The following is a 19,171-nucleotide window of genomic DNA, read 5'->3' as shown; positions in this document are numbered from 1 at the left end:
CTCTCCTAAGTTGCGGCGCTGCCCGCGCCCGCCCCCCCCCCCGCCCGCCCCCCCCCCCACCACCCCCCCCCCACCCCCCCCCCCCCCCCCCCCCCCCCCACTCCTACAGGGTCGGCGTTGGCCGCGATACAACGCAGTGCCATCGACACCGGTGTCGCGCCTTGCAGATTCAATTTTCGCTGCGGCGCGTCAATGCCCCGGCAATCCGCAAGTGATTGACAGCATTAGGCCAGCTTAGTGCCTGTTTGACGGGCGTATTTCTGCGCGATTTGAGGTAAACCGCGTAATAGAGAGGTCGCAGGTATACAAGTCCCGGGCGGGTGTCGCCCGAGACCTGCCATCCACTGCTTTTACTTACAGAAAGGTAAACACTGACTCGGCAGAGAGACGCGACTTCGGCAGCTTGGCGTTGAAGTCGGTTTCGCTGCGATAGCCCAGGCTGACGATCACCAGGCTGCTGAATCCCTTGGCCCGCAGGCCGAGTTCTTCATCAAGTATCTTGAAGTCGAAACCTTCCATGGGCGTGGCGTCCAGACCCAGCGAAGCAGCGCCCAGCAGCAACGTGCCCAGCGCCAGATAGGTTTGTTTTTCCATCCAGTGCTGCACGTCCTTGAGGTCGAAGCGATGCAGGTCTACATAGCCGCGACGCAGTTTGTCCTGGCCAGCCTTGGCTTCCGCGTTCTGGAAACGGCCGTCCAGTTCCTCTTGATCGACCACCGCCTGCAAGTGAGCTTCGGCCATTTCAGTGCGTGTGCAGAGGACGACGACATGGGAAGCGTTGAGAATCTTCGCTTCGTTGTAGGCAAAGCCATCCTGTGCGCCTTTGGCGATCCGCGCCTTGCCTTGCTCGTCAGCAGCCACGACGAAGTGCCAAGGCTGCGAATTGACCGACGACGGGCTATGGCGTAACTGGTCAAGCAACGAATCAATAGTTGCCTGAGGGATTTTGCGGGTCGCGTCATAAGCCTTGGTGGTGTAGCGGCTCTTGGCGAGGCTGGCGAGTTCCATGGTGTTCTCCAAATCGAAAAGGGTTGAGTCAGCTGAAATCAAAAGCCTTCGAGGACGATCTTGCCTTTCGCCTTGCCGCTTTCCACGACCGCGTGGGCACGGCGCAGGTTGGCCGCGTTGATCGTGCCGAAATGCTCGCCGAGCGTGGTTTTGAGCACGCCTTGATCAATCAGGTCTGCAACGCGATTCAACAGCTCATGCTGCTTGATCATGTCCGGGGTTTCGAACAGCGAACGGGTGAACATCAGCTCCCAGTGCAGCGATAGCGCCTTGCGCTTCATCGGCACCACGTCGAGGGTTTGCGGATCGTCGATAAGCGCCAGCTTGCCTTGCGGACGCAGCGCTTCGATCAACTGCGCGAAGTGGCTGTCGGTGTGGGTCAGGCTGGCAACATGAGTGACCTGGCCAACGCCAATCTGCTCCAGCTGCGCCACCAACGGTTTGCTGTGATCGATAACGTGATGCGCGCCGAGCTGCTTGATCCACGCTTGAGTTTCGGGGCGCGAGGCAGTGCCGACAACGGTCATTCTGGTCATCTGACGAGCCAGTTGAACAAGGATCGAACCCACGCCGCCCGCAGCACCGATGATCAACAGGCCCTCGCCTTCACCACCGCCCTCTTCAACGCCAAGGCGATCAAAGAGCAATTCCCAAGCGGTGATTGAAGTCAGCGGCAACGCGGCCGCGTGGGCGTTATCGATGGATTTCGGTTTATGACCGACGATGCGCTCATCCACCAGATGGAATTCGCTGTAGCTGCCGGGGCGCACGATTGAGCCGGCATAAAACACTTCATCACCGGGTTGAAACAGCGTCACGTCACTGCCCACTTCCCGCACCGTACCGACGGCGTCCCAACCGACAACTTTGGGTTCAGTGGCAGCCGAACCCGCACGGATCTTGGTGTCTACCGGGTTGACCGATACGGCACGCACTTCAACCAGCAGGTCACGAGGACCGGGCGCAGGTTTAGGCAGGTCCATGTCGAGCAGCGCATTAGGGTCTTCAATAGGCAGACCGTGTTGGGTGAAGGCAATGGCTTTCATGGGAATTCCTTTGAATGTGGTTTTTCAAAACGTGGGGCCATACTCACCTTCTCTACCGCAAAGAAAAACCCCTAAAATGCGCCAACACTTTCACAGCTGGAGTGAAGATGATTCGCATTGATGATCTCTCCTTATTCGTGCGGACAGCCGCTTTAGGCAGTTTTTCCAACGCGGCACGGGAGGTCGATCTATTGCCAGGCCAAGTGGCGGCGGCGATCAAACGCCTGGAGCGTGAACTGGACGTGCGCCTGTTTGCGCGCTCCACACGCAGCCTGCGCCTGACGATTGAGGGCGAGCAGTACTTGCCCAATGCCCAAGCCGTGCTCGACACGTTGAAAGACGGCCGCGAGAAGCTGCGCCGCGAATCTGCAGAGCTACAGGGCATGCTACAGGTCGCCGCGCCCTCGGACCTCGGCCGTAACGTGTTGCTGGGGTGGCTGTCCGAATTCCGTCGCGAACATCCGACGTTGTCGATGCGCCTGTTTCTATCTGATCAGGTTGCCGACATGTTCCGCGATCCGGTAGACGTTGCGATTCGCTACGGGCTGCTGGAAGACGCCAATTACATCGCCCTGCCGCTGGCAGCGTGGAATCGGAGGGTGCTGGTGGCGTCGCCCGATTACCTGCAGCGCCATGGCAGGCCCCAGACGCCGGAGGATCTGCTGCGTCACGACTGCTTGCTCTACACTCTCGGAGGGCGGATCTACGATAAATGGCGAGTCGGCGCGCGAGTGATGTCGGTGTCGGGGCCGCTGTTTTGTGATGATGCCGATGTCGCGCGGCGCTGGGCCGTTTCGGGCGAAGGCATTACCTACAAATCGTGGCTGGACGTCAGTCAGGACATCAAGGCTGGCCGACTGGAAATCCTCCTGCCGGATTATCCCGGTGAGCCTGTCCCGCTGAATCTGGTCTGCCCGCACCGCAAACAGTTCTCCCCTGCCATTCAACAATTGCATTCGTTGTTGAAAGGCAAGTTCGCGGAGCTGGAGTTGGAATTGCCTGGGTTGATTTGAGGTAATGGAAATCAAAGCCGGACGCAGGACCTGTAGGAGTGGGCGTGCTCGCCCTTCAGTTTTTTGGGCGCCGCAATTTTCGGCTGAACGGGAGCCAACGCGAGCAAGCGCACACCAACAGGGCCCTCATTTCAACGCCATAATCCGTAAGCACACCCGACAGACTGGACCCGCCCATGCAAAGAACCACCGAACGACTGCTACTCAGACCACCCCGCCCCTATGACCTGGCTGCAATGTTCGCTATCTATAGCGACCCAGCCACCAATGTGTTCAACCCCAACGGCCCGATGAAAGAGCTCGCGCAGGCGCAGATATTTCTGAATGCCTGGATGCGTCACTGGCAGGAACAGGGATATGGCTGGTGGACGGTGGCAACTCGCGAAGCGCCGGATAAGGTCATCGGCTTCGGCGGTGTGGCGTTGATGAAGTACCTCGACGTTGAGCGGGTCAACCTCGGGTATCGCTTCGGTGTTCCGGCGTGGGGCAAAGGTTATGCGACGGAGTTGGCCAGCGCGGCGCTGGGGTATGCGTTTAACGAGCAGAAGCTACCGAAGGTATACGGGCTGGTTCGGCCCACGCATCAGGCCTCGATCAGAGTGCTGGAAAAGATAGGAATGCAACGTATTGATGTGCTGGACGATGTGCCCGGGCAAGCGCCCAGTCTGGTGTTTCTGGCGAACCGGAGTTGAAATCGCGGCAAGCCTGAATAAAGGCCTGCCGACGACATTTAAAGCATCAATGCATCTTGCTGTGATCGTGCATCGCGCCATGATCCGGCGCATTCAACGCACGAGCAGTGGCTTCAACCGCAATCGACTGTTTAACCCCTTTACCGTCCTCGACGATCAAGGTCAGCGGGACTTTATCGCCCTCTTTCACTTGGCTTACCAGATTGATCAGCATGACGTGATAGCTGTTCGGGTCCATGACCACTGGCTGGCCTGCAGGCAAAGCAACCGACGTCACTTCGTGCATGCTCATCACGTCGTCCTTCATGCTCGACTGATGAATCTGCACGATTTTCGCCACCGGCGACTGCGCCTCTAGCAACTTGCTGTCGGTACTGGCCGTCAACGTCAGAAAAGCCCCGGTGGACGACTGCCCCGGCACGGTTGCCCGCACCCACGCATCTTCGACCACCGTTTGCGCCGAAACCTGAGCAGCCATACCGATCAGCGAAAGCCCCAGCAGCGCGTGTTTGAGGAAATTTTTCAGGCGTTCAAGGTTCATCAGCAGACCTCCATGACAGTCAGCAGATCTTCTGTGCACTGTTGGGCAGAAAGGGAGTGAGACAGACCGAGGCGCAGCACGCCACGGGTGTCGTAAACGTAACTGGTCGCGGTGTGGGACATGGTGTACGTGTCGCCCGTCGGGATTTTCTCGTAGAACACGCCGAACTCTTTGGCGGTTGCGGCAGTTTCTTCGAGGGTGCCGTACAACGCCACAAAGGTCGGATCGAAGGCCTTGACGTAGGCATCGAGCATTGCCGGTTTGTCGCGCTCCGGATCCACCGTGATGAAAATAACCTGGAGCGTATCGCCATCCGGCCCCATCAGTTTCTTGATCTGTGCTGCTCGCGCCAGCGCAGTGGGGCACACTGCCGGACACTGAGTGAAGCCGAAAAATACCATCGGCATCGTGCCGCGAAAGCTCGACAGGGTTTTAACATTGCCCTGCGGATCCTTCAGCTTGAAGGTCCGGCCGAGGATATTGTCGCTCAGGTCCTTACCGTACTTGAACGACAGTTTGTTGGAATCACCGCAACCTGCGAGCGCGCCCAGACCCAGCACGCCCATGCCGCCGATGAGCTGGCGACGGGTCAGTAATGTGTTCATGTCCTACCTCTTGAAAAACAACGGAGCCAGTACGCTGTCCCCGTTATTCAAATTCTCGGTGCCGCTAAAGCCGCGTAGGTTACCTGTGACATTTCCTACAGTCGCTGTAGTAATGTCAGAAAATGCTTCACGGCACGTTCTGCCCAGTCGCGGTCAGCCCTGGCTGCGCACAAAGGCGACAGACGGCGCTCTGTACGTGACGATGACATCGCAGATAACCAGTACCAACAGGCTCCAGCCCAACACCGGCAAGCAAACGCCAAGCGTGATCGCCACCAGCGGCCAGGCGACTCGGGCAGCAAAGCCTGATTGCCGCCACGCATCGACCAGTGTCGGCTGCCGTGTGAGAGTCGGCCTGCGCCGCCACCACATCAGGTAACCGATGACCACCATCAAAACCAGGCCACTGGCAAAAAACACCAGAATCAGTTGATTGGCCAGGCCAAACAATACGCCCATGTGCGCGTCGATCCCCCAGCGGGTCAGTTTGGCGGGTACTGAGTACTGGGAAAATTCAACGTGGTCGACCACCGCAAGGTTATTCGGATTGATCGAGACAGCATCAACCTGAGTCGGCCAACTGCGATCGATTTCAGCGACCACCCAGGCTTTTTCCGGTTTGCTCGACGGCCGAATCTCAACCTTGGCAGCCTCGATATTGGCACTGCGCGCAGCGGCCAGCACGCTATCGAACAACGCCGGATCCAGCGCTGCACCTGAGACAGAAGGCGCCATGGGCATATGGTGCTCGGCGTGTTCGTCCATAGGCATGCTCATGTTCATTGGCGTATCAGCCGGTTTTGCCAGCGCCGTCGCAACGCTGGGCGTTGACCAGCCGTAGTAAGCGCGCAGCACACCAATGTTGTCACCGGCGTATTGCGACCAGGTCAATCCGGTCGCCGAGAAGAACAACAAACCGAGCATCAGCCAGAGCCCGGCACTGGCATGCCAACTGCGCAAACCACTGCGCAGGGTCCTGGCGCGCTTGCGTCGCACCGCCCACAACACAACGCCCCCCGCTGCAGCGACCCACAACCAGGAAGCAGCCAGTTCGCTGTAAATGCGGCCAACATCACCGAGCAGCAAACTGCGGTGAAACTGATCGATCCAAGTGCGCAGCGGCAATATCCCGCTGGTCCCGTAGACCTTCATGTCCCCCCGAATCTCGCCACTGACAGGATCAACGAACAGTGCCCGATGCTCGGACTCTCCAAGACCAGGCGCGTTGAACATGACACGGGTGGTATCGCCCTGATTGGGCGCAGGACGTACCGCCGCAACCGTCGCCCCCGGACCGGCAACGGCCTGCGCTCGACGTACCTGCGCTTCGAGGCTCAGTGCCGGGCCGTGGGTTTCAGTGTGCAAAGCGTGGGCGTACAGCTGTTTTTCGAGCTGCGGCGTCAGGGCATAAACCACCCCGCTGAGTGCCGCGACCAGAATAAAAGGGCCAATAAACAGGCCGATGTAAAAATGCAGCCTTTTCACCAGAGCGACAAAAGCGCCTGACGATGGCTGTGCAGGTAAAGCGGACATAAGGCTCACCAACGGTTAAACGCGCTCAGCCAGAGCAGGCTCCGGCGAGGCAAAAAATCGATATTGGTTTTTTAACGACGAGTGGGTGCCGTCAAGGAGCCTGCGGGTTGAGCCCGGGGAAACACTGGCGTGAGGCACGGCCTGGCCAGAGAGCCGGGAAGACGAAGCGAGGATTACGGGTGCGGATCAACCAGCTCAGGGCGACGAAGAAAATCATCGCCAGAGTCAGCGTCCCGGCAAACGAACAGTCGCCGAACAGCGACTGCATGCTGCCCGGCGTGGCCATGTTTTTCGTAGACATGTCCATTGAGGCATCCATCGACATCTCGTGATGCATGCCACTCATGGCCGAAGTGCCGTGATGTTCATGGTGGGAAGGTGCCGCGGCGGGCTTCCCTGAAAACGCCCCCATCATCTGGCCATGACTCATGGCGCACGCGAGACCATTGAACAGGATGAAGGCATACAGCATCCAGGCAATGGGCGAGCGATGGGTTCGGAAGAAATTCATGGCGGCTAATTTAGCATTTCAGCCGGGGGGAAGACAGGACACAGGTCAATGGTACGCATGACACCGCGCCGCTTTGGGGAAACAAGATACGTGTAGGAGCCAACGTGTTGGCGAGACATTGGGCCTGCACAGTCAGGCATTCCGCCTCGCCAACAAGTTAACTCCTACCAGGGACCGTACCGTGACCATCTGCCGCAGCCACTGCGCCGCACGGCAAATCACCAAGGCGTATGAGCACATCTTCACAATAAAGTTCACGACTGATAACGATTTGTATTTGCTGTCGCATTCACACCTTGTTAGGATCGCGTCATCTTGCGCTCCACCGTAGTTCGGCAATGTCTTGAACATTTGTGTCAAAACATCATGCCAGGTGATCTCGTGCGCTTATTTTTTGACCCCTTTCAGGATCACAAAAATGTCCCGTCCCGCCCTATCAGCCTTGACCATCGCTCTGGCGCTCGGTTTATCCGCTTCAGCTTTTGCTGCCCCGGTCCGTCTGGACCTTCCGGCCCAACCGTTGGCGACATCCCTGGCTCAGTTGGGCAAGGCGAGCGGCATGACGGTGACATTCGATCCGCAGTTGGTCGCAGGCAAGCAAGCGCCAACAGTGCGTGGTGATCTGGAGCCTGCACAGGCCCTGCAACGCCTGCTGGCAGGTAGCGGTCTGACGGCCAATGTCGAAGGCAACTCGGCACGCGTGATCCAGCCGACTCAGGGCGCTATTGCTCTGGACGGCGTGAACATCAACGCGGACTATGGCCTTGCAGGCGTCGCAACGACTGAAGGCACCAACTCGTATACAACCGGCTCGATGAATACAGCGACCAAGTTGCCGCTGTCGATTCGTGAGACGCCACAGTCTGTAAGTGTTGTGACACGCCAGCGCATGGACGATCAGGGCATGAACGACGTCAATGACGTAGTCAAATATGCGCCGGGGGTTACTTTGCGCAAGTTTGGTCAGGACCGTCAGCAGTTTCTGGCTCGTGGTTTTACGATTGATAACCTGATGTATGACGGGCTTCCAACCATCCTGAGTACTTTTACTCAGGACACACTGGCAGAAGCCGACCTGGCTCTTTACGACCGAGTGGAAGTGGTGCGCGGTGCGACCGGACTGATGACCGGTTCTGGTAGCCCGTCGGCAACCCTGAACCTGGTACGTAAACGCCCGACGGCGACGCCGCAGGTGAGCATCACTACCAGTGCTGGCAGTTGGGACCGCTATCGCACAGAAGTTGATGCCTCCAACAAGCTCAACGAGTCCGGCACTGTCCGTGGACGCGTAGTAGCTGCCTATCAAGACGACAAAAGCTTTGTCGACGAGCGCAACAAGCAGCGCCAGACCTTCTACGGCATCCTCGAGGCCGACCTGAACGATTCGACCACCTGGACCATTGGTGCCTCGAAACAAAAAGACGACGCGACGTCAGATTGGGGCAGCTTGCCTTCAGGCCGTAACGGCGAAAATCTTGGGTTCTCGCGCTCGACGTTCCTCAGCGGTGACTGGGCCTACTGGAATCGCGACAACGTCAGTCTGTTCACTGACCTGACGCATCGCTTCGACAATGGCTGGAGCGGCAAGCTGGCAGCGTCCAAGATCTGGGCCAAGTCAGATACGTTCTCCAACTACATCGCGTACCCTTTCCCGGACCCGGGCGTCGGCTATGAACAAGGCGCAGGCCAATACGACACCAAAGACACGCAAAACAATCTGGACGCGTCTCTTTCTGGCCCATTCAAACTATTTGGGCGCGAGCATGATCTGAGCTTTGGCGTCAGCCATCGCCAGGAAAAATTCGATCAGCGTGGCGGCTTCTGGGCCAACTATGCAGTTGATCCCTTCGCCATCACTCCGGGTACCGTACCTAAACCTTCAGCTGAAACCCGCAGACCGTACGCAAGCAAAAACGTAGCCACCGAGAACGCAGCTTATGCAGTCGCTCGTTTCAATCCGACTGACCCGCTTCACGTAATCATCGGTAGCCGGTTGAGCTGGTATGACTACGACAATCAGAGCGGCACTGGCGACTATAAGGTCACTCAGGAAGTTACACCGTACGCGGGCGTTATCTACGACCTGAACGACACCTACTCGGTTTACGCCAGCTACACCGAAATATTCAAACCTCAAAGCGAACAGAATGCTTCTGGCTCCGCATTGAAACCAATGACGGGTGAAAGCTATGAAATTGGTCTGAAGGGCGAATACTTCGACGGCGCGCTGAACGCCTCGGTGGCGTTGTTCGACATGACTCAGGAAAACCGCGCGTATCTGATTCCAAACCAGAGTCTCGCGAACTGCCCGTCCTTCCCGGCGTCCAGTTGCTACGACACAGCGGGCGAGGTTCGCAGCCGCGGTATCGATACCGAAATCAGCGGCGCGCTCACTCCAAACTGGCAGTTCTCAGCAGCCTACACCTACCTGCTGAGCCAGTACGTCAAGGATGCAAGCAACCAGGGCAAGCGGTTTGGTCCTGATCAGCCTAAGCAACTGTTCAAAGCCGCTACCACCTATAACCTGGAAGGTGACCTCAACAAGTGGCGTGTCGGTGCAGACGTTCTTGCCCAGAGCGAAACTTTCAACCGCGTCGGTAACGGCCACGCCACTCAGGATGCTTACTCGGTCGTAGGCCTGATGGCAGGCTACAAGTTCGACGAGCACTGGGATGGCCGCGTTAACTTCAACAACGTGTTTGACACCAAGTATTGGCAGGGCATTCCGACTGGCTCGGGCAGCGGCGTGTATGGCGACCCGCGTAACGTAATGTTCTCGTTGAAGTGGACTCTTTGATAAACGCTGATGTGGTTGCCCTCTTCAAGGTAACCACACGCTGACCCGACGCCATCGCGAGCAAGCTCACTCCTACAGGGGATCACATTTTTCCTGTGGGAGCGGTGCTTGCCCGCGATAAGGGCGATGCGGTGTGGCGGGCAGTCCGAGGCCTCGTTCTTCGCGGGCAAGCACCACACACAAGTTCTTCACCATCCAGTGGGACCGGCTTTAGCCGGGAAAGAGCCAGTAAAATCACCGAAAACAGGTTGTTGAAACCATCGCCTTCCCGGCTAAAGCCGGTCCCACGTCGCACATCAGCTTGCGGAGTAAACATAGAATCTCCCACAGGAACCGCGTTTGCACCTAAAGCTGTGCTTCAACGGCTGCTTTATCAATCACCGACCACACCTCGGCAATCCTCCCCTCCCGAAACCGATAAAACACGTTCTCGCTGAACTGCACTTTCCGGCCGTTCACCGGCAGCCCCATGAAACTCCCGATCGGGGTGCAGGCGAAGTCCAGGCGGGCGGCGATATGTTCGGGCTCGGCGATTAAAAACCGTATGTTGAAGTGCAGATCCGGAATCTCTCGATAATCCCGCTCAAGCATCTCGCGATAGCCATTGAGGCCCACTCGCCTGTCGTTATAGTGCACATTTGCATCGACAAACTGCCCCAGCGCCTCCCACTTCTGTTTGTTCAAACAGTCGATATAACCTCGGTACACGTCACGCAGATCACTGCTCATGAAATATCTCCGTCAATAAAAAGCCCCGACCTGATGACTCAGCCCGGGGCTTTTCGTTTCAAGCGTCTACATCAGGCAAGGTCGAAGCGATCAAGGTTCATCACTTTGGTCCAGGCCGCGACGAAGTCACTGACGAACTTCTCCTGGGCGTCGCCTGCGGCATACACCTCAGCCAATGCACGCAACTGCGCGTGCGAACCGAATACCAGATCGACACGGGTGCCGGTCCATTTGACGGCACCGGTCTTGCGGTCACGGCCTTCGAACTCATCCTTGGCATCCGACACCGCGCGCCACTCGGTGCCCATGTCCAGCAGGTTGACGAAGAAGTCGTTGGTCAGTGTTTCCGGACGCTGAGTGAATACACCATGGCGGGTTTGGCCGACGTTGGTGTTCAACACCCGCAGGCCGCCCACCAGTACGGTCATTTCCGGTGCGGTCAGGTTCAGCAACTGCGCCTTGTCGACCAGCAATGCTTCAGACGACGAGCCAAAGCGGCCCTTCTGGAAGTTGCGGAAGCCATCGGCGACAGGTTCGAGGAAACCAAAAGACTCGACATCCGTCTGTTCCTGAGAGGCGTCGGCACGACCCGGCGCAAAAGGAACGGTGATGGCATGACCGGCGTTTTTCGCCGCTTGCTCAACGCCAGCAGAACCGGCCAGCACGATCAGGTCGGCGAGGGAGATTTTCTTGCCGCCTGCTTGCGCGCTGTTGAACTCACTCTGGATGCCTTCCAGTTTCGCCAGCACGTGCGCCAGTTGCTCGGGCTGGTTGGCCTGCCAGAACTTTTGCGGCGCCAGACGCAGACGACCGCCGTTGGCACCGCCGCGTTTATCGGAACCACGGAAGCTGGAGGCTGCTGCCCATGCGGTGGAAACCAGCTGTGAAATGGACAGGCCCGAAGCCAGAATTTTGGCCTTCAGTGCAGACACATCGCTGTCATCAACCAACGGATGATCAACGTCTGGAATCGGGTCTTGCCACAGCAGCTCTTCAGCCGGTGTTTCCGGGCCGAGATAACGGGACAATGGCCCCATGTCCCGGTGGGTCAGCTTGAACCAGGCGCGCGCGAATGCATCGGTCAGCTGATCCGGATTGGCAAGAAAACGACGGGAGATCACTTCGTAAGCCGGGTCAAAGCGCAGCGCCAGGTCAGAGGTCAGCATGGTTGGAGTGTGGCGCTTGGACGGGTCATGAGCGTCAGGAACCAGACCAGCTCCTGCGCCGTTCTTCGGACGCCACTGATGGGCACCCGCCGGGCTTTTGAACAGCTCCCACTCGAAACCGAAGAGGTTTTCGAGATAGTTGTTGCTCCACCGGGTTGGCGTGGTAGTCCAGGTGACTTCCAGGCCACTGGTGATGGTGTCGCCACCTTTACCGGTGCCAAACGTGCTTTTCCAGCCCAGACCTTGCTCCTCGATGTCTGCCGCTTCGGGTTCTGCGCCGACGTTGTCAGCCGGACCAGCACCGTGGGTTTTACCGAAAGCATGACCACCAGCAATCAGGGCCACGGTTTCTTCGTCGTTCATCGCCATACGGCCGAAGGTTTCGCGGATGTCCTTGGCCGAAGCCACTGGATCCGGGTTGCCTTCCGGGCCTTCCGGGTTCACATAGATCAGGCCCATTTGCACGGCTGCCAATGGGTTTTCGAGGTCACGGCCCGGAGCGTCATTACGACTCTCTTCAGTGCCGTGCTTGCCAGCATCGGCCACCAGCACACCTTCGCCCTCGGGTTGAGCTTCCTTGCCGTAGCGCGTGTCGCCGCCCAGCCAGGTTTTCTCGGAGCCCCAGTAAACCGCCTCTTCCGGCTCCCAGACATCGGCCCGCCCACCGGAGAAACCGAACGGCTTGAAGCCCATGGTTTCCAGCGCCACGTTGCCAGTCAGGATGATCAGGTCAGCCCAGGAAATCTTGCGGCCGTACTTCTGTTTGATCGGCCAGATCAGACGACGCGCCTTGTCGAGGCTGACGTTGTCGGGCCAGCTGTTGAGCGGCGCGAAACGCTGTTGACCCGCGCCTGCACCGCCACGACCGTCAGCCGTGCGATAGGTACCGGCGCTGTGCCAGGCCATACGGATAAACAGCGGTCCGTAGTGACCAAAATCGGCTGGCCACCAATCCTGCGAGTCGGTCATCAGTGCGCGCAGGTCTTGTTTGACGGCTTCCAGATCCAGACTCTTGAAGGCTTCGGCATAGTCGAACTTCTCGCCCATCGGGTCGGACAGCGATGAATGCTGATGCAGAATCTTCAGGTTCAGTTGCTTGGGCCACCAGTCACGGTTGGTTGTACCGCCACCCGCAGCTGCGTGGTTAAAGGGGCATTTCGATTCAGTCGACATGTTTTATTTACCTTTGGTCGAGTTCATCCGCTACCGGGTCAGGTCCAGACCTCGAATAGCGATGTGGGTCATCACGGCACAACGTAAACCTTGGCACTGGATCAGCAGATCGCTGTCACCACGCACATACTCTAAAGAAACGGCTACCGGCTCGGCAGCGCCAGAACAAGCCTAGACGCCACTTGACTAGAGAGCTAATAAGCTAAGTCTTGGGGGTCGATAGACATACTCTGTTAATCGATAGATAAAACTTGAAGGTATGAGCTTTTTTAAGCATTTATCTGCGGGAGATTCTATTTTGGCCTGCTCGCTCTATGGTCGATGGCATTCTCTGTTGAAGCGGTGCTTGCCCGCGAATCAGTCGACGAGGTAAATCAGGCAGACCGCATCATCGTTCTTCGCGAGCAAGCTCGGCTCCTACAGTTGATCGCGAAGCCTGTTGGAGCGGTGCTTGCCCGCGAATCAGTCGACGAGGTAAATCAGGCAGACCGCGCCATCGTTCTTCGCGAGCCAGCTCGGCTCCTACAAGGGGTTGCGTTTCGATCGGTGGCTAACTCGTACCCTGCGGGAAACGTTGCGGGTCGGAGAAGCTTGTCAGCAGGTGGTCGTATACCAGACGAACACGCGGCGCCACAGGTCCGCGCTGCGGACGATAGACGAACAACTCCCACGGCGGCGGTGCGATCTGCGCGACCACCTCCACCAGCTTGCCCTCTTTCAGATAAGGCTCAGCCAGATAACGGGGCATTTGCGCATAGGCCAGCCCCGCCAGAGCAATTTCCCGCTCGGCTTCTGGATCGTCGCAGGTAAAAGCTGCTGACTGCGGCATGAACGTCTGCCCATCGGCAAATACCCAAGGCCACGGCCGGCCGGTCTTGCGGTCGATCAGCACGGACAACGGGCGCTGTTTGAGTTCATCCAGGGTCAAGGGCTGCCCCATTGAGGCCACCAGTTGCGGCGCGGCCACTACGTGGAACGGAACAGTGCCCGCCGCCCTCGCGATATAGCGCCGGTCTCGGATATAGCCCACCCGAATGCCGATATCGACCTGTGCCTCAACGGCATCAGTCATTTCATCATCGAAGCGCAAGTCGATGCGCAGCTCAGGGTGCTTGCTCATCAGGGGTTTCAGGAATTCCAGCAGGTAAAGCCGGCCGATGGCATGCGGCGCGGTGATGCCCACGCGTCCGGCCAGGCCGTCTTCTTCAATGCCGGTGTGACGAGTGAACAACTGATCGAAGCCGCTCAAGGTGTCCCGCGCCTGTCGCGCCAGATCCTCGCCGAATGCGGTGATGTGAATTTGCCGAGTGCTGCGGTGGAACAACATTTCGCCGAGGGTGTTTTCCAGTTCCTTGATAGCTCGGGTCACGCTCTGCGGCGAAGTTCCCAGGCGACTGGCGGCCTCACGGAAGGTGTCCGATTCGGCGGCGGCGCAGAAAATTCTCAGCATTTCGACGCGGTTGAGCATGGCAACTCCTGAATACGCATCGCCCTCCCGGCTAAAGCCGGTCCTACGGGGCGCCGCATGACAAAGACAAGACGTCGGAATATTCCAATTTCTGGAATTCCTAAATCCTATCTCTTCCATTTGTCGATAGGAAGAAGGCGATCACAATTGATTTCGAAAGCGGTTATCCATTTCGACATCCACTCAAAGGTATTCAGACATGAGCAATAACATCGAAGGTAAAGTTGTCGTCATCACCGGTGCCAGTAGCGGTCTGGGCGAAGCCACTGCACGTCATCTTGGCGGTCTGGGGGCGAAGGTTGTCCTGGGCGCTCGTCGCAAGGCGAACCTGGACACGCTGGTCAACGAGATCACGGCTGCAGGCGGCAACGCCGTTGCCTACCAGACTGACGTGACCCGTAAAGAAGATGTGGACGCGTTGATCAAAGGCGCACTGGATACTTTTGGCCGTGTGGACGTGTTGATCAACAACGCCGGTGCCATGGCGATCGCGCCTATGTCGGAAGGCAAGACCGATGAATGGGACCGCATGATCGACATCAACATCAAAGGCCTGCTCTACGGTATCGCCGCAACCCTGCCAGTGTTCCAGCAACAGAACAGCGGCCACTTCATCAACATCGCTTCGGTTGCGGGCATCAAGGTCTTTAGCCCGGGCGGCACTGTTTACAGCGGCACCAAATTTGCCGTGCGGGCAATTTCCGAAGGGCTTCGTCATGAAGTCGGTGGCAGCATCCGCACCACGACCATCGAGCCAGGTGCAGTGGATTCGGAATTGAAACTGGGCAGTTCGCACCAGGCCAGTTCTGAAGCGGTGGGCGAGTTTTATAAACAGGCCATCCCCGCCAGCTCCGTGGCCCGCGCTATTGCTTTTGCCATCGAGCAACCGGCCGACGTGGACATCAACGAAATCGTGCTGCGCCCGACTACGCAGGATTTTTGATTACTCGATTGTAGAGCCACGACAAAATCTGTAGGAGTGAGCTTGCTCGCGATAGCGTTCTGCCTGTCAGTTGCCGGTCGAATGACAGGACGCTATCGCGAGCAAGCTCACTCCTACGGGGGATTGCATTTCAATTCGTTTGAATGCGCCTAAACAAGCTTACTCACCGTTTTACCAGCGCCCTTCCTCAGCGAACTCTGCTCTTTCATCGCCGTGATTTCCCGCGCCGCCTGAGCCTGGTCGAATGAGCCATCCCATTTGGCAATCGCGATGGTGCCGATGCCGTTACCAATCAGGTTGGTGACTGCCCGTGCTTCGTTGAGAAAGCGGTCGACGCCCAGCAGCAACACCAGGCCTACCAGCGGAATATCGCCAATCACCGACAGCGTTGCTGCCAGGGTGACAAAGCCTGCGCCTGCAACGCCCGCCGAACCTTTCGAGGTCAGCAACAGCACGCCCAGCACCACCAGTTGATCCATCAAGGTCAGCGGCGTATTGGTCGCCTGCGCCACGAAGATCGCCGCCATGGTCAGATAGATGCAGGTGCCGTCGGAGTTGAAGGTGTAGCCAGTTGGCAAGACCATGCCGACCACGGATTTCTTGCAGCCAAGCTTTTCAAGCTTGACCATCATTCGCGGCAGCACCGCTTCGGTCGAACACGTACCGAGTGTGACCAGAATTTCATCCTTGAAGTAGCGCAGGAACTGCAATAGCGGCAAGCCCGACCAGCGCGCCACGCTGCCCAATATCACGACGATGAAGAACAGCGTCGTGACGTACAGGGCGATGATCAATTGCCCCAACGACATCAGCGTGCCAATGCCGTACTTGCCTATGGTGAACGCCATGCCTGCACCCGCGCCCAGCGGAGCGAGTTTCATGACCATCGCAACGATCCGAAACAGGGTTTGCAGCAGCAGGTCGATGACGTTTACCAGCGGCTTGCCGGTTTCGCCCAGTTGCACCAGCGCAACGCCCATCAATACCGAGACCAGGATGACCTGCAGCATCGCGCCCTTGGCGAACGCGTCGAACAGCGTCGTGGGAATGATGCCCATGAAGAACTCGATCACACCGCCCTGTGCCGCAGCGGCCTGGGTGTAGCCGTTGACTGCGCTGGCATTGAGAGTATTGACGTCGATGTTCATGCCGACGCCTGGCTTGAGGACATTGACGACCACCAGGCCGATGACCAGCGCCAGCGTGGAAAGCACCTCGAAGTAGATCAGGGCTTTGCCGCCAATACGGCCGACTTCCTTGATGCTGCCCATCTTGGCAATGCCGACTACGACCGTGCCGAAAATGATCGGCGCCAGCAGCATTTTGATCAGCTTGATGAAGCCATCGGCAAGCGGTTGCAGTTTGGCGCCGATATCAGGAAGGAAGAAGCCGATGGCACCGCCAATCACGATGCCGATCAACACCTGGACATACAGCTGGCCGTACCAGCGTGTGGGTGTGTTGCTCATGAGAACCTCGATTTTGTTGTTGTATGAGGATTTTCAGCAATCCGTGCCTCTGTAGGAGCTGCCGAGGGCTGCGAAACGGTTGTGTCTGACACACCGCGATTCGCAGCCTTCGGCAGCTCCTACAGGGGTAAGGGTTAATTCACTATCAAGCGCCCTCACCCAGCTCACGCATCACGGCATACAGCGCGGACTTGGCCTCGAAACCGACACCCGGGATGTCCGGCAGGCCTACATAGCTGTTCTCGACCTTGATGCCATCGGCGAAACCGCCAAATGGCTGGAACACGTCCGGATAGGACTCGTTGCCGCCCAGGTGCAGGCCCGCTGCGATGTTCAGCGACATCTGGTGGCCGCCATGGGGCACGACGCGGCGCGATGACCAACCGAGTTCTTTCATCACGTCGAGGGTGCGCAGGTATTCCACCAGCCCGTAAGACAGCGCGCAGTCAAACTGCACAAAGTCGCGATCAGGGCGCATGCCGCCATGGCGCAGCAGGTTGCGGGCGTCCTGATGGGAGAACAGGTTTTCTCCGGTCGCCATGGGCAGGTCATAGTGGTTGGCCAGTTCAGCCTGAAGCGCGTAATCCAGCGGGTCGCCGGCCTCTTCGTACCAGAACAGGTTGTAAGGTTTGATGGCCTCGGCATAAGCAATCGAGGTTTTCAGGTCGAAGCGACCATTGGCGTCGACCGCCAGACGGCGGCCATCGCCAACGACTTCCAGCACGGCTTCGATTCGGCGGATGTCTTCATCCAGCGGTACGGCACCGATTTTCATCTTCACGACGTCGTAGCCGCGGTCCAGATAACTCTGCATTTCAGCCTTGAGTTTGGTCTGGTCCTTGCCCGGATAGTAATAACCGCCCGCTGCGTAGACCCATACCTTGTCGTCCGCGACACCATCACGATAACGATCAGCCAGCAGGCGATAGAGCGGCTTGCCTTCGATCTTGGCCACCGCGTCCCATACCGCCATGTCGATGGTGCCGACGGCCACCGAACGCTCGCCGTGGCCGCCTGGCTTCTCGTTGGTCATCAGGGTTTTCCAGATGGCGAACGGATCAAGATTGTTATGTTCCTTGTCGATCAGACTTTCAGGGTCCGCTTCGGCGATACGCGCCAGAAACCGGTCCCGCATCAGCGCACCCTGACCGTAACGCCCATTGGAGTTGAAGCCGTAGCCGATGACCGGCTTACCGTCACGGATAACGTCCGTGATGACGGCAACAACCGAGCAGGTCATCTTTGAAAAGTCGATGTAGGCGTTGGCAATAGGCGATGCGATAGAAACGGTTTTCTCGCGAATGTCCACGATGCGCATGGGGTAAGTCCTCTCTGATTATTAGGTTGTTGCCAGTGCGAGAGAACTCTAGGGCTAGCAGCCCGGGCGCAGCCAATGCTTATAATCGAGCACCTCATGCACAGGTGGCATTGCCCATGGAACTCGCTTGGCTGGAAGACTTTGTTGCGCTGGCAGAACTGGAAAACTTCTCTCGTGCGGCTGACTCACGCCATGTCACCCAACCGGCGTTCAGCCGCCGGATCAAATCGCTGGAGAACTGGATGGGCGTTGAGTTGTTTGAACGCACCACCCATGGCGCAACGCTGACCGACGTGGGCGGGCAGATGCTCGGCAACGCGCAGGACATGACACGCCGCCTGCATCAAATGCGTCTGGATGCCCGCGAGCTGGCAGGCAAACAGCTGCGCACGCTGTATTTCGCAGCAACTCATTCGCTGTCGTTCACGTTTTTCCCCGGCTGGATCAGAAGCATCGAACGGGAAGCCCCCATCGAAGGCGTGCGCCTGCATTCGGACAACATGCGCTCCTGTGAACAGATGCTGCTGAACGGCGAGGTGCAGTTTTTGCTGTGCCACCATCACCCGGACGTGCCGCCTCGTTTTGCCAGCGAGCAGTTTCTGGGCAAAGCAGTGGGCGTCGATGTGTTGTTGGCGCTGTGCGCGCCAGGGCAACGCAGCGTGAACTCCAGCGACCCACTGGATTATCTGGGCTACACCGCAGATTCCGGGCTGGGCAGGATCATTAATTGGCGGCTTAACCGCTCGCAGCCGGAGCAGCCCCTGCAAACCCTGTTCAGCTCACACCTGGCGGCGGTGCTGCTGTCGATGGTGCAGGAAGGCAAAGGCATGGCGTGGTTGCCGCGTACGTTGGCTGAGTCAGAAATGAGCCAGAACCGGTTGGTGCGGGCCCTGGAAGAAACCTGGGACATCCCCGTGGAAATCCGCCTGTTCCGCGCCCGCACGCCGCTGAGTGATTTCGCCGAGGCGTTCTGGAATGGGTTGGGGTAGCTACCTGAACTTGCCTTGGTAGGAGCTAACTTGTTGGCGAGACAATAACTCGAGGTACGCAGGTCCATTGCTTCGCGAACAAGTTCACTCCTACAAGAGAAGCCGCTGCGCCTCGGATCCTGATCAACTGAGGTACTATCGACGGCTCTTTGTAGCCTGGGTGCATGTGC

General features: G+C 58.1%; 16 protein-coding genes. 5 read left to right on the top strand and 11 right to left on the bottom strand.

What is annotated here, in order from left to right; all coding sequences use genetic code 11:
* Window positions 1-354: 354 nt before the first annotated feature.
* The gene (nfsB, locus tag ACYASS_RS16705; RefSeq protein ID WP_463586940.1) at window positions 355-1,008 is read right to left on the bottom strand and encodes an oxygen-insensitive NAD(P)H nitroreductase; all 654 of its coding nucleotides are present in this window, start codon (window positions 1,006-1,008) and stop codon (window positions 355-357) included.
* Window positions 1,009-1,046: 38 nt separating this feature from the next.
* Window positions 1,047-2,054 (bottom strand): zinc-binding alcohol dehydrogenase family protein, encoded by a 1,008-nt coding sequence (locus tag ACYASS_RS16700; protein WP_463586939.1) that lies wholly within the window; start codon window positions 2,052-2,054, stop codon window positions 1,047-1,049.
* A gap of 107 nt (window positions 2,055-2,161) precedes the next feature.
* Between ACYASS_RS16700 and ACYASS_RS16695 the strand changes: the two genes are divergently transcribed.
* Both ACYASS_RS16695 and ACYASS_RS16690 read left to right on the top strand, forming a co-directional pair.
* Window positions 2,162-3,067: a LysR family transcriptional regulator gene (locus ACYASS_RS16695; RefSeq protein WP_463586938.1), complete on the top strand. Its 906-nt coding sequence runs from the start codon at window positions 2,162-2,164 to the stop codon at window positions 3,065-3,067.
* Window positions 3,068-3,243: 176 nt separating this feature from the next.
* A complete protein-coding gene (locus ACYASS_RS16690; protein ID WP_463586937.1) occupies window positions 3,244-3,759 on the top strand; it encodes a GNAT family N-acetyltransferase in 516 nt (171 codons plus the stop codon).
* Window positions 3,760-3,805: 46 nt separating this feature from the next.
* Here ACYASS_RS16690 and ACYASS_RS16685 read toward each other — a convergent pair whose 3' ends face one another.
* The 4 genes from ACYASS_RS16685 to ACYASS_RS16670 form a co-directional block, all read right to left on the bottom strand.
* Entirely contained in the window at window positions 3,806-4,300 is a 495-nt protein-coding gene (locus ACYASS_RS16685) for a copper chaperone PCu(A)C (RefSeq protein ID WP_463586936.1), read from the bottom strand.
* Window positions 4,300-4,905, bottom strand: a complete 606-nt coding sequence (locus ACYASS_RS16680) for an SCO family protein (protein ID WP_463586935.1) — start codon at window positions 4,903-4,905, stop codon at window positions 4,300-4,302. Before ACYASS_RS16680 ends, ACYASS_RS16685 begins: the two co-directional genes overlap by 1 nt.
* A 153-nt stretch (window positions 4,906-5,058) precedes the next feature.
* Complete coding sequence (locus ACYASS_RS16675; protein WP_463586934.1) at window positions 5,059-6,438, bottom strand: PepSY-associated TM helix domain-containing protein; 1,380 nt, start codon at window positions 6,436-6,438, stop codon at window positions 5,059-5,061.
* Window positions 6,439-6,529: 91 nt separating this feature from the next.
* The gene (locus ACYASS_RS16670) at window positions 6,530-6,949 is read right to left on the bottom strand and encodes a DUF2946 domain-containing protein (RefSeq protein ID WP_463586933.1); all 420 of its coding nucleotides are present in this window, start codon (window positions 6,947-6,949) and stop codon (window positions 6,530-6,532) included.
* A gap of 418 nt (window positions 6,950-7,367) precedes the next feature.
* On the opposite strand from ACYASS_RS16670, the gene ACYASS_RS16665 reads away from it, so the two are divergent.
* Window positions 7,368-9,746 carry a TonB-dependent siderophore receptor gene (locus ACYASS_RS16665; protein ID WP_463586932.1) on the top strand — a complete coding sequence of 793 codons (2,379 nt, stop codon included), beginning with the start codon at window positions 7,368-7,370 and terminating at the stop codon, window positions 9,744-9,746.
* A 345-nt stretch (window positions 9,747-10,091) separates the two neighbouring features.
* Here ACYASS_RS16665 and ACYASS_RS16660 read toward each other — a convergent pair whose 3' ends face one another.
* The 3 genes from ACYASS_RS16660 to ACYASS_RS16650 all read right to left on the bottom strand — a co-directional run bounded on the left by ACYASS_RS16660 (window position 10,092) and on the right by ACYASS_RS16650 (window position 14,282).
* Window positions 10,092-10,475, bottom strand: a complete 384-nt coding sequence (locus tag ACYASS_RS16660) for an ester cyclase (protein WP_463586931.1) — start codon at window positions 10,473-10,475, stop codon at window positions 10,092-10,094.
* A gap of 71 nt (window positions 10,476-10,546) precedes the next feature.
* Complete coding sequence (gene katG, locus ACYASS_RS16655) at window positions 10,547-12,814, bottom strand: catalase/peroxidase HPI (protein WP_463586930.1); 2,268 nt, start codon at window positions 12,812-12,814, stop codon at window positions 10,547-10,549.
* Between the two features lie 550 nt (window positions 12,815-13,364).
* Window positions 13,365-14,282, bottom strand: coding sequence for a LysR family transcriptional regulator (locus tag ACYASS_RS16650; RefSeq protein WP_463586929.1), 918 nt, complete (start codon window positions 14,280-14,282; stop codon window positions 13,365-13,367).
* 199 nt (window positions 14,283-14,481) lie between these two features.
* Here ACYASS_RS16650 and ACYASS_RS16645 point away from each other — a divergent pair, with 199 nt between their 5' ends.
* Window positions 14,482-15,225 (top strand): SDR family oxidoreductase, encoded by a 744-nt coding sequence (locus ACYASS_RS16645; protein ID WP_463586928.1) that lies wholly within the window; start codon window positions 14,482-14,484, stop codon window positions 15,223-15,225.
* 149 nt (window positions 15,226-15,374) lie between these two features.
* Here ACYASS_RS16645 and dctA read toward each other — a convergent pair whose 3' ends face one another.
* A complete protein-coding gene (dctA, locus tag ACYASS_RS16640) occupies window positions 15,375-16,694 on the bottom strand; it encodes a C4-dicarboxylate transporter DctA (RefSeq protein ID WP_463586927.1) in 1,320 nt (439 codons plus the stop codon).
* 145 nt (window positions 16,695-16,839) lie between these two features.
* Window positions 16,840-18,012 carry a mandelate racemase/muconate lactonizing enzyme family protein gene (locus tag ACYASS_RS16635; protein ID WP_122663228.1) on the bottom strand — a complete coding sequence of 391 codons (1,173 nt, stop codon included), beginning with the start codon at window positions 18,010-18,012 and terminating at the stop codon, window positions 16,840-16,842.
* 116 nt (window positions 18,013-18,128) lie between these two features.
* Between ACYASS_RS16635 and ACYASS_RS16630 the strand changes: the two genes are divergently transcribed.
* Window positions 18,129-19,001, top strand: coding sequence for a LysR family transcriptional regulator (locus tag ACYASS_RS16630; RefSeq protein ID WP_463586926.1), 873 nt, complete (start codon window positions 18,129-18,131; stop codon window positions 18,999-19,001).
* Window positions 19,002-19,171: the final 170 nt, after the last annotated feature.

It is taken from the genome of Pseudomonas sp. HP_14, from assembly GCF_055283875.1.
Note: the sequence above shows the minus strand (reverse complement) of the source record. Positions and strands in the feature narration are given on the sequence as shown.

What these genes read in the sequence shown, in the direction of transcription:
- nfsB (WP_463586940.1), bottom strand. Translation starts at nt 1,008, where the DNA reads ATGGAACTCGCCAGCCTCGCCAAGAGCCGCTACACCACCAAGGCTTAT.
- ACYASS_RS16700 (WP_463586939.1), bottom strand. Translation starts at nt 2,054, where the DNA reads ATGAAAGCCATTGCCTTCACCCAACACGGTCTGCCTATTGAAGACCCT.
- ACYASS_RS16695 (WP_463586938.1), top strand. Translation starts at nt 2,162, where the DNA reads ATGATTCGCATTGATGATCTCTCCTTATTCGTGCGGACAGCCGCTTTA.
- ACYASS_RS16690 (WP_463586937.1), top strand. Translation starts at nt 3,244, where the DNA reads ATGCAAAGAACCACCGAACGACTGCTACTCAGACCACCCCGCCCCTAT.
- ACYASS_RS16685 (WP_463586936.1), bottom strand. Translation starts at nt 4,300, where the DNA reads ATGAACCTTGAACGCCTGAAAAATTTCCTCAAACACGCGCTGCTGGGG.
- ACYASS_RS16680 (WP_463586935.1), bottom strand. Translation starts at nt 4,905, where the DNA reads ATGAACACATTACTGACCCGTCGCCAGCTCATCGGCGGCATGGGCGTG.
- ACYASS_RS16675 (WP_463586934.1), bottom strand. Translation starts at nt 6,438, where the DNA reads ATGTCCGCTTTACCTGCACAGCCATCGTCAGGCGCTTTTGTCGCTCTG.
- ACYASS_RS16670 (WP_463586933.1), bottom strand. Translation starts at nt 6,949, where the DNA reads ATGAATTTCTTCCGAACCCATCGCTCGCCCATTGCCTGGATGCTGTAT.
- ACYASS_RS16665 (WP_463586932.1), top strand. Translation starts at nt 7,368, where the DNA reads ATGTCCCGTCCCGCCCTATCAGCCTTGACCATCGCTCTGGCGCTCGGT.
- ACYASS_RS16660 (WP_463586931.1), bottom strand. Translation starts at nt 10,475, where the DNA reads ATGAGCAGTGATCTGCGTGACGTGTACCGAGGTTATATCGACTGTTTG.
- katG (WP_463586930.1), bottom strand. Translation starts at nt 12,814, where the DNA reads ATGTCGACTGAATCGAAATGCCCCTTTAACCACGCAGCTGCGGGTGGC.
- ACYASS_RS16650 (WP_463586929.1), bottom strand. Translation starts at nt 14,282, where the DNA reads ATGCTCAACCGCGTCGAAATGCTGAGAATTTTCTGCGCCGCCGCCGAA.
- ACYASS_RS16645 (WP_463586928.1), top strand. Translation starts at nt 14,482, where the DNA reads ATGAGCAATAACATCGAAGGTAAAGTTGTCGTCATCACCGGTGCCAGT.
- dctA (WP_463586927.1), bottom strand. Translation starts at nt 16,694, where the DNA reads ATGAGCAACACACCCACACGCTGGTACGGCCAGCTGTATGTCCAGGTG.
- ACYASS_RS16635 (WP_122663228.1), bottom strand. Translation starts at nt 18,012, where the DNA reads ATGCGCATCGTGGACATTCGCGAGAAAACCGTTTCTATCGCATCGCCT.
- ACYASS_RS16630 (WP_463586926.1), top strand. Translation starts at nt 18,129, where the DNA reads ATGGAACTCGCTTGGCTGGAAGACTTTGTTGCGCTGGCAGAACTGGAA.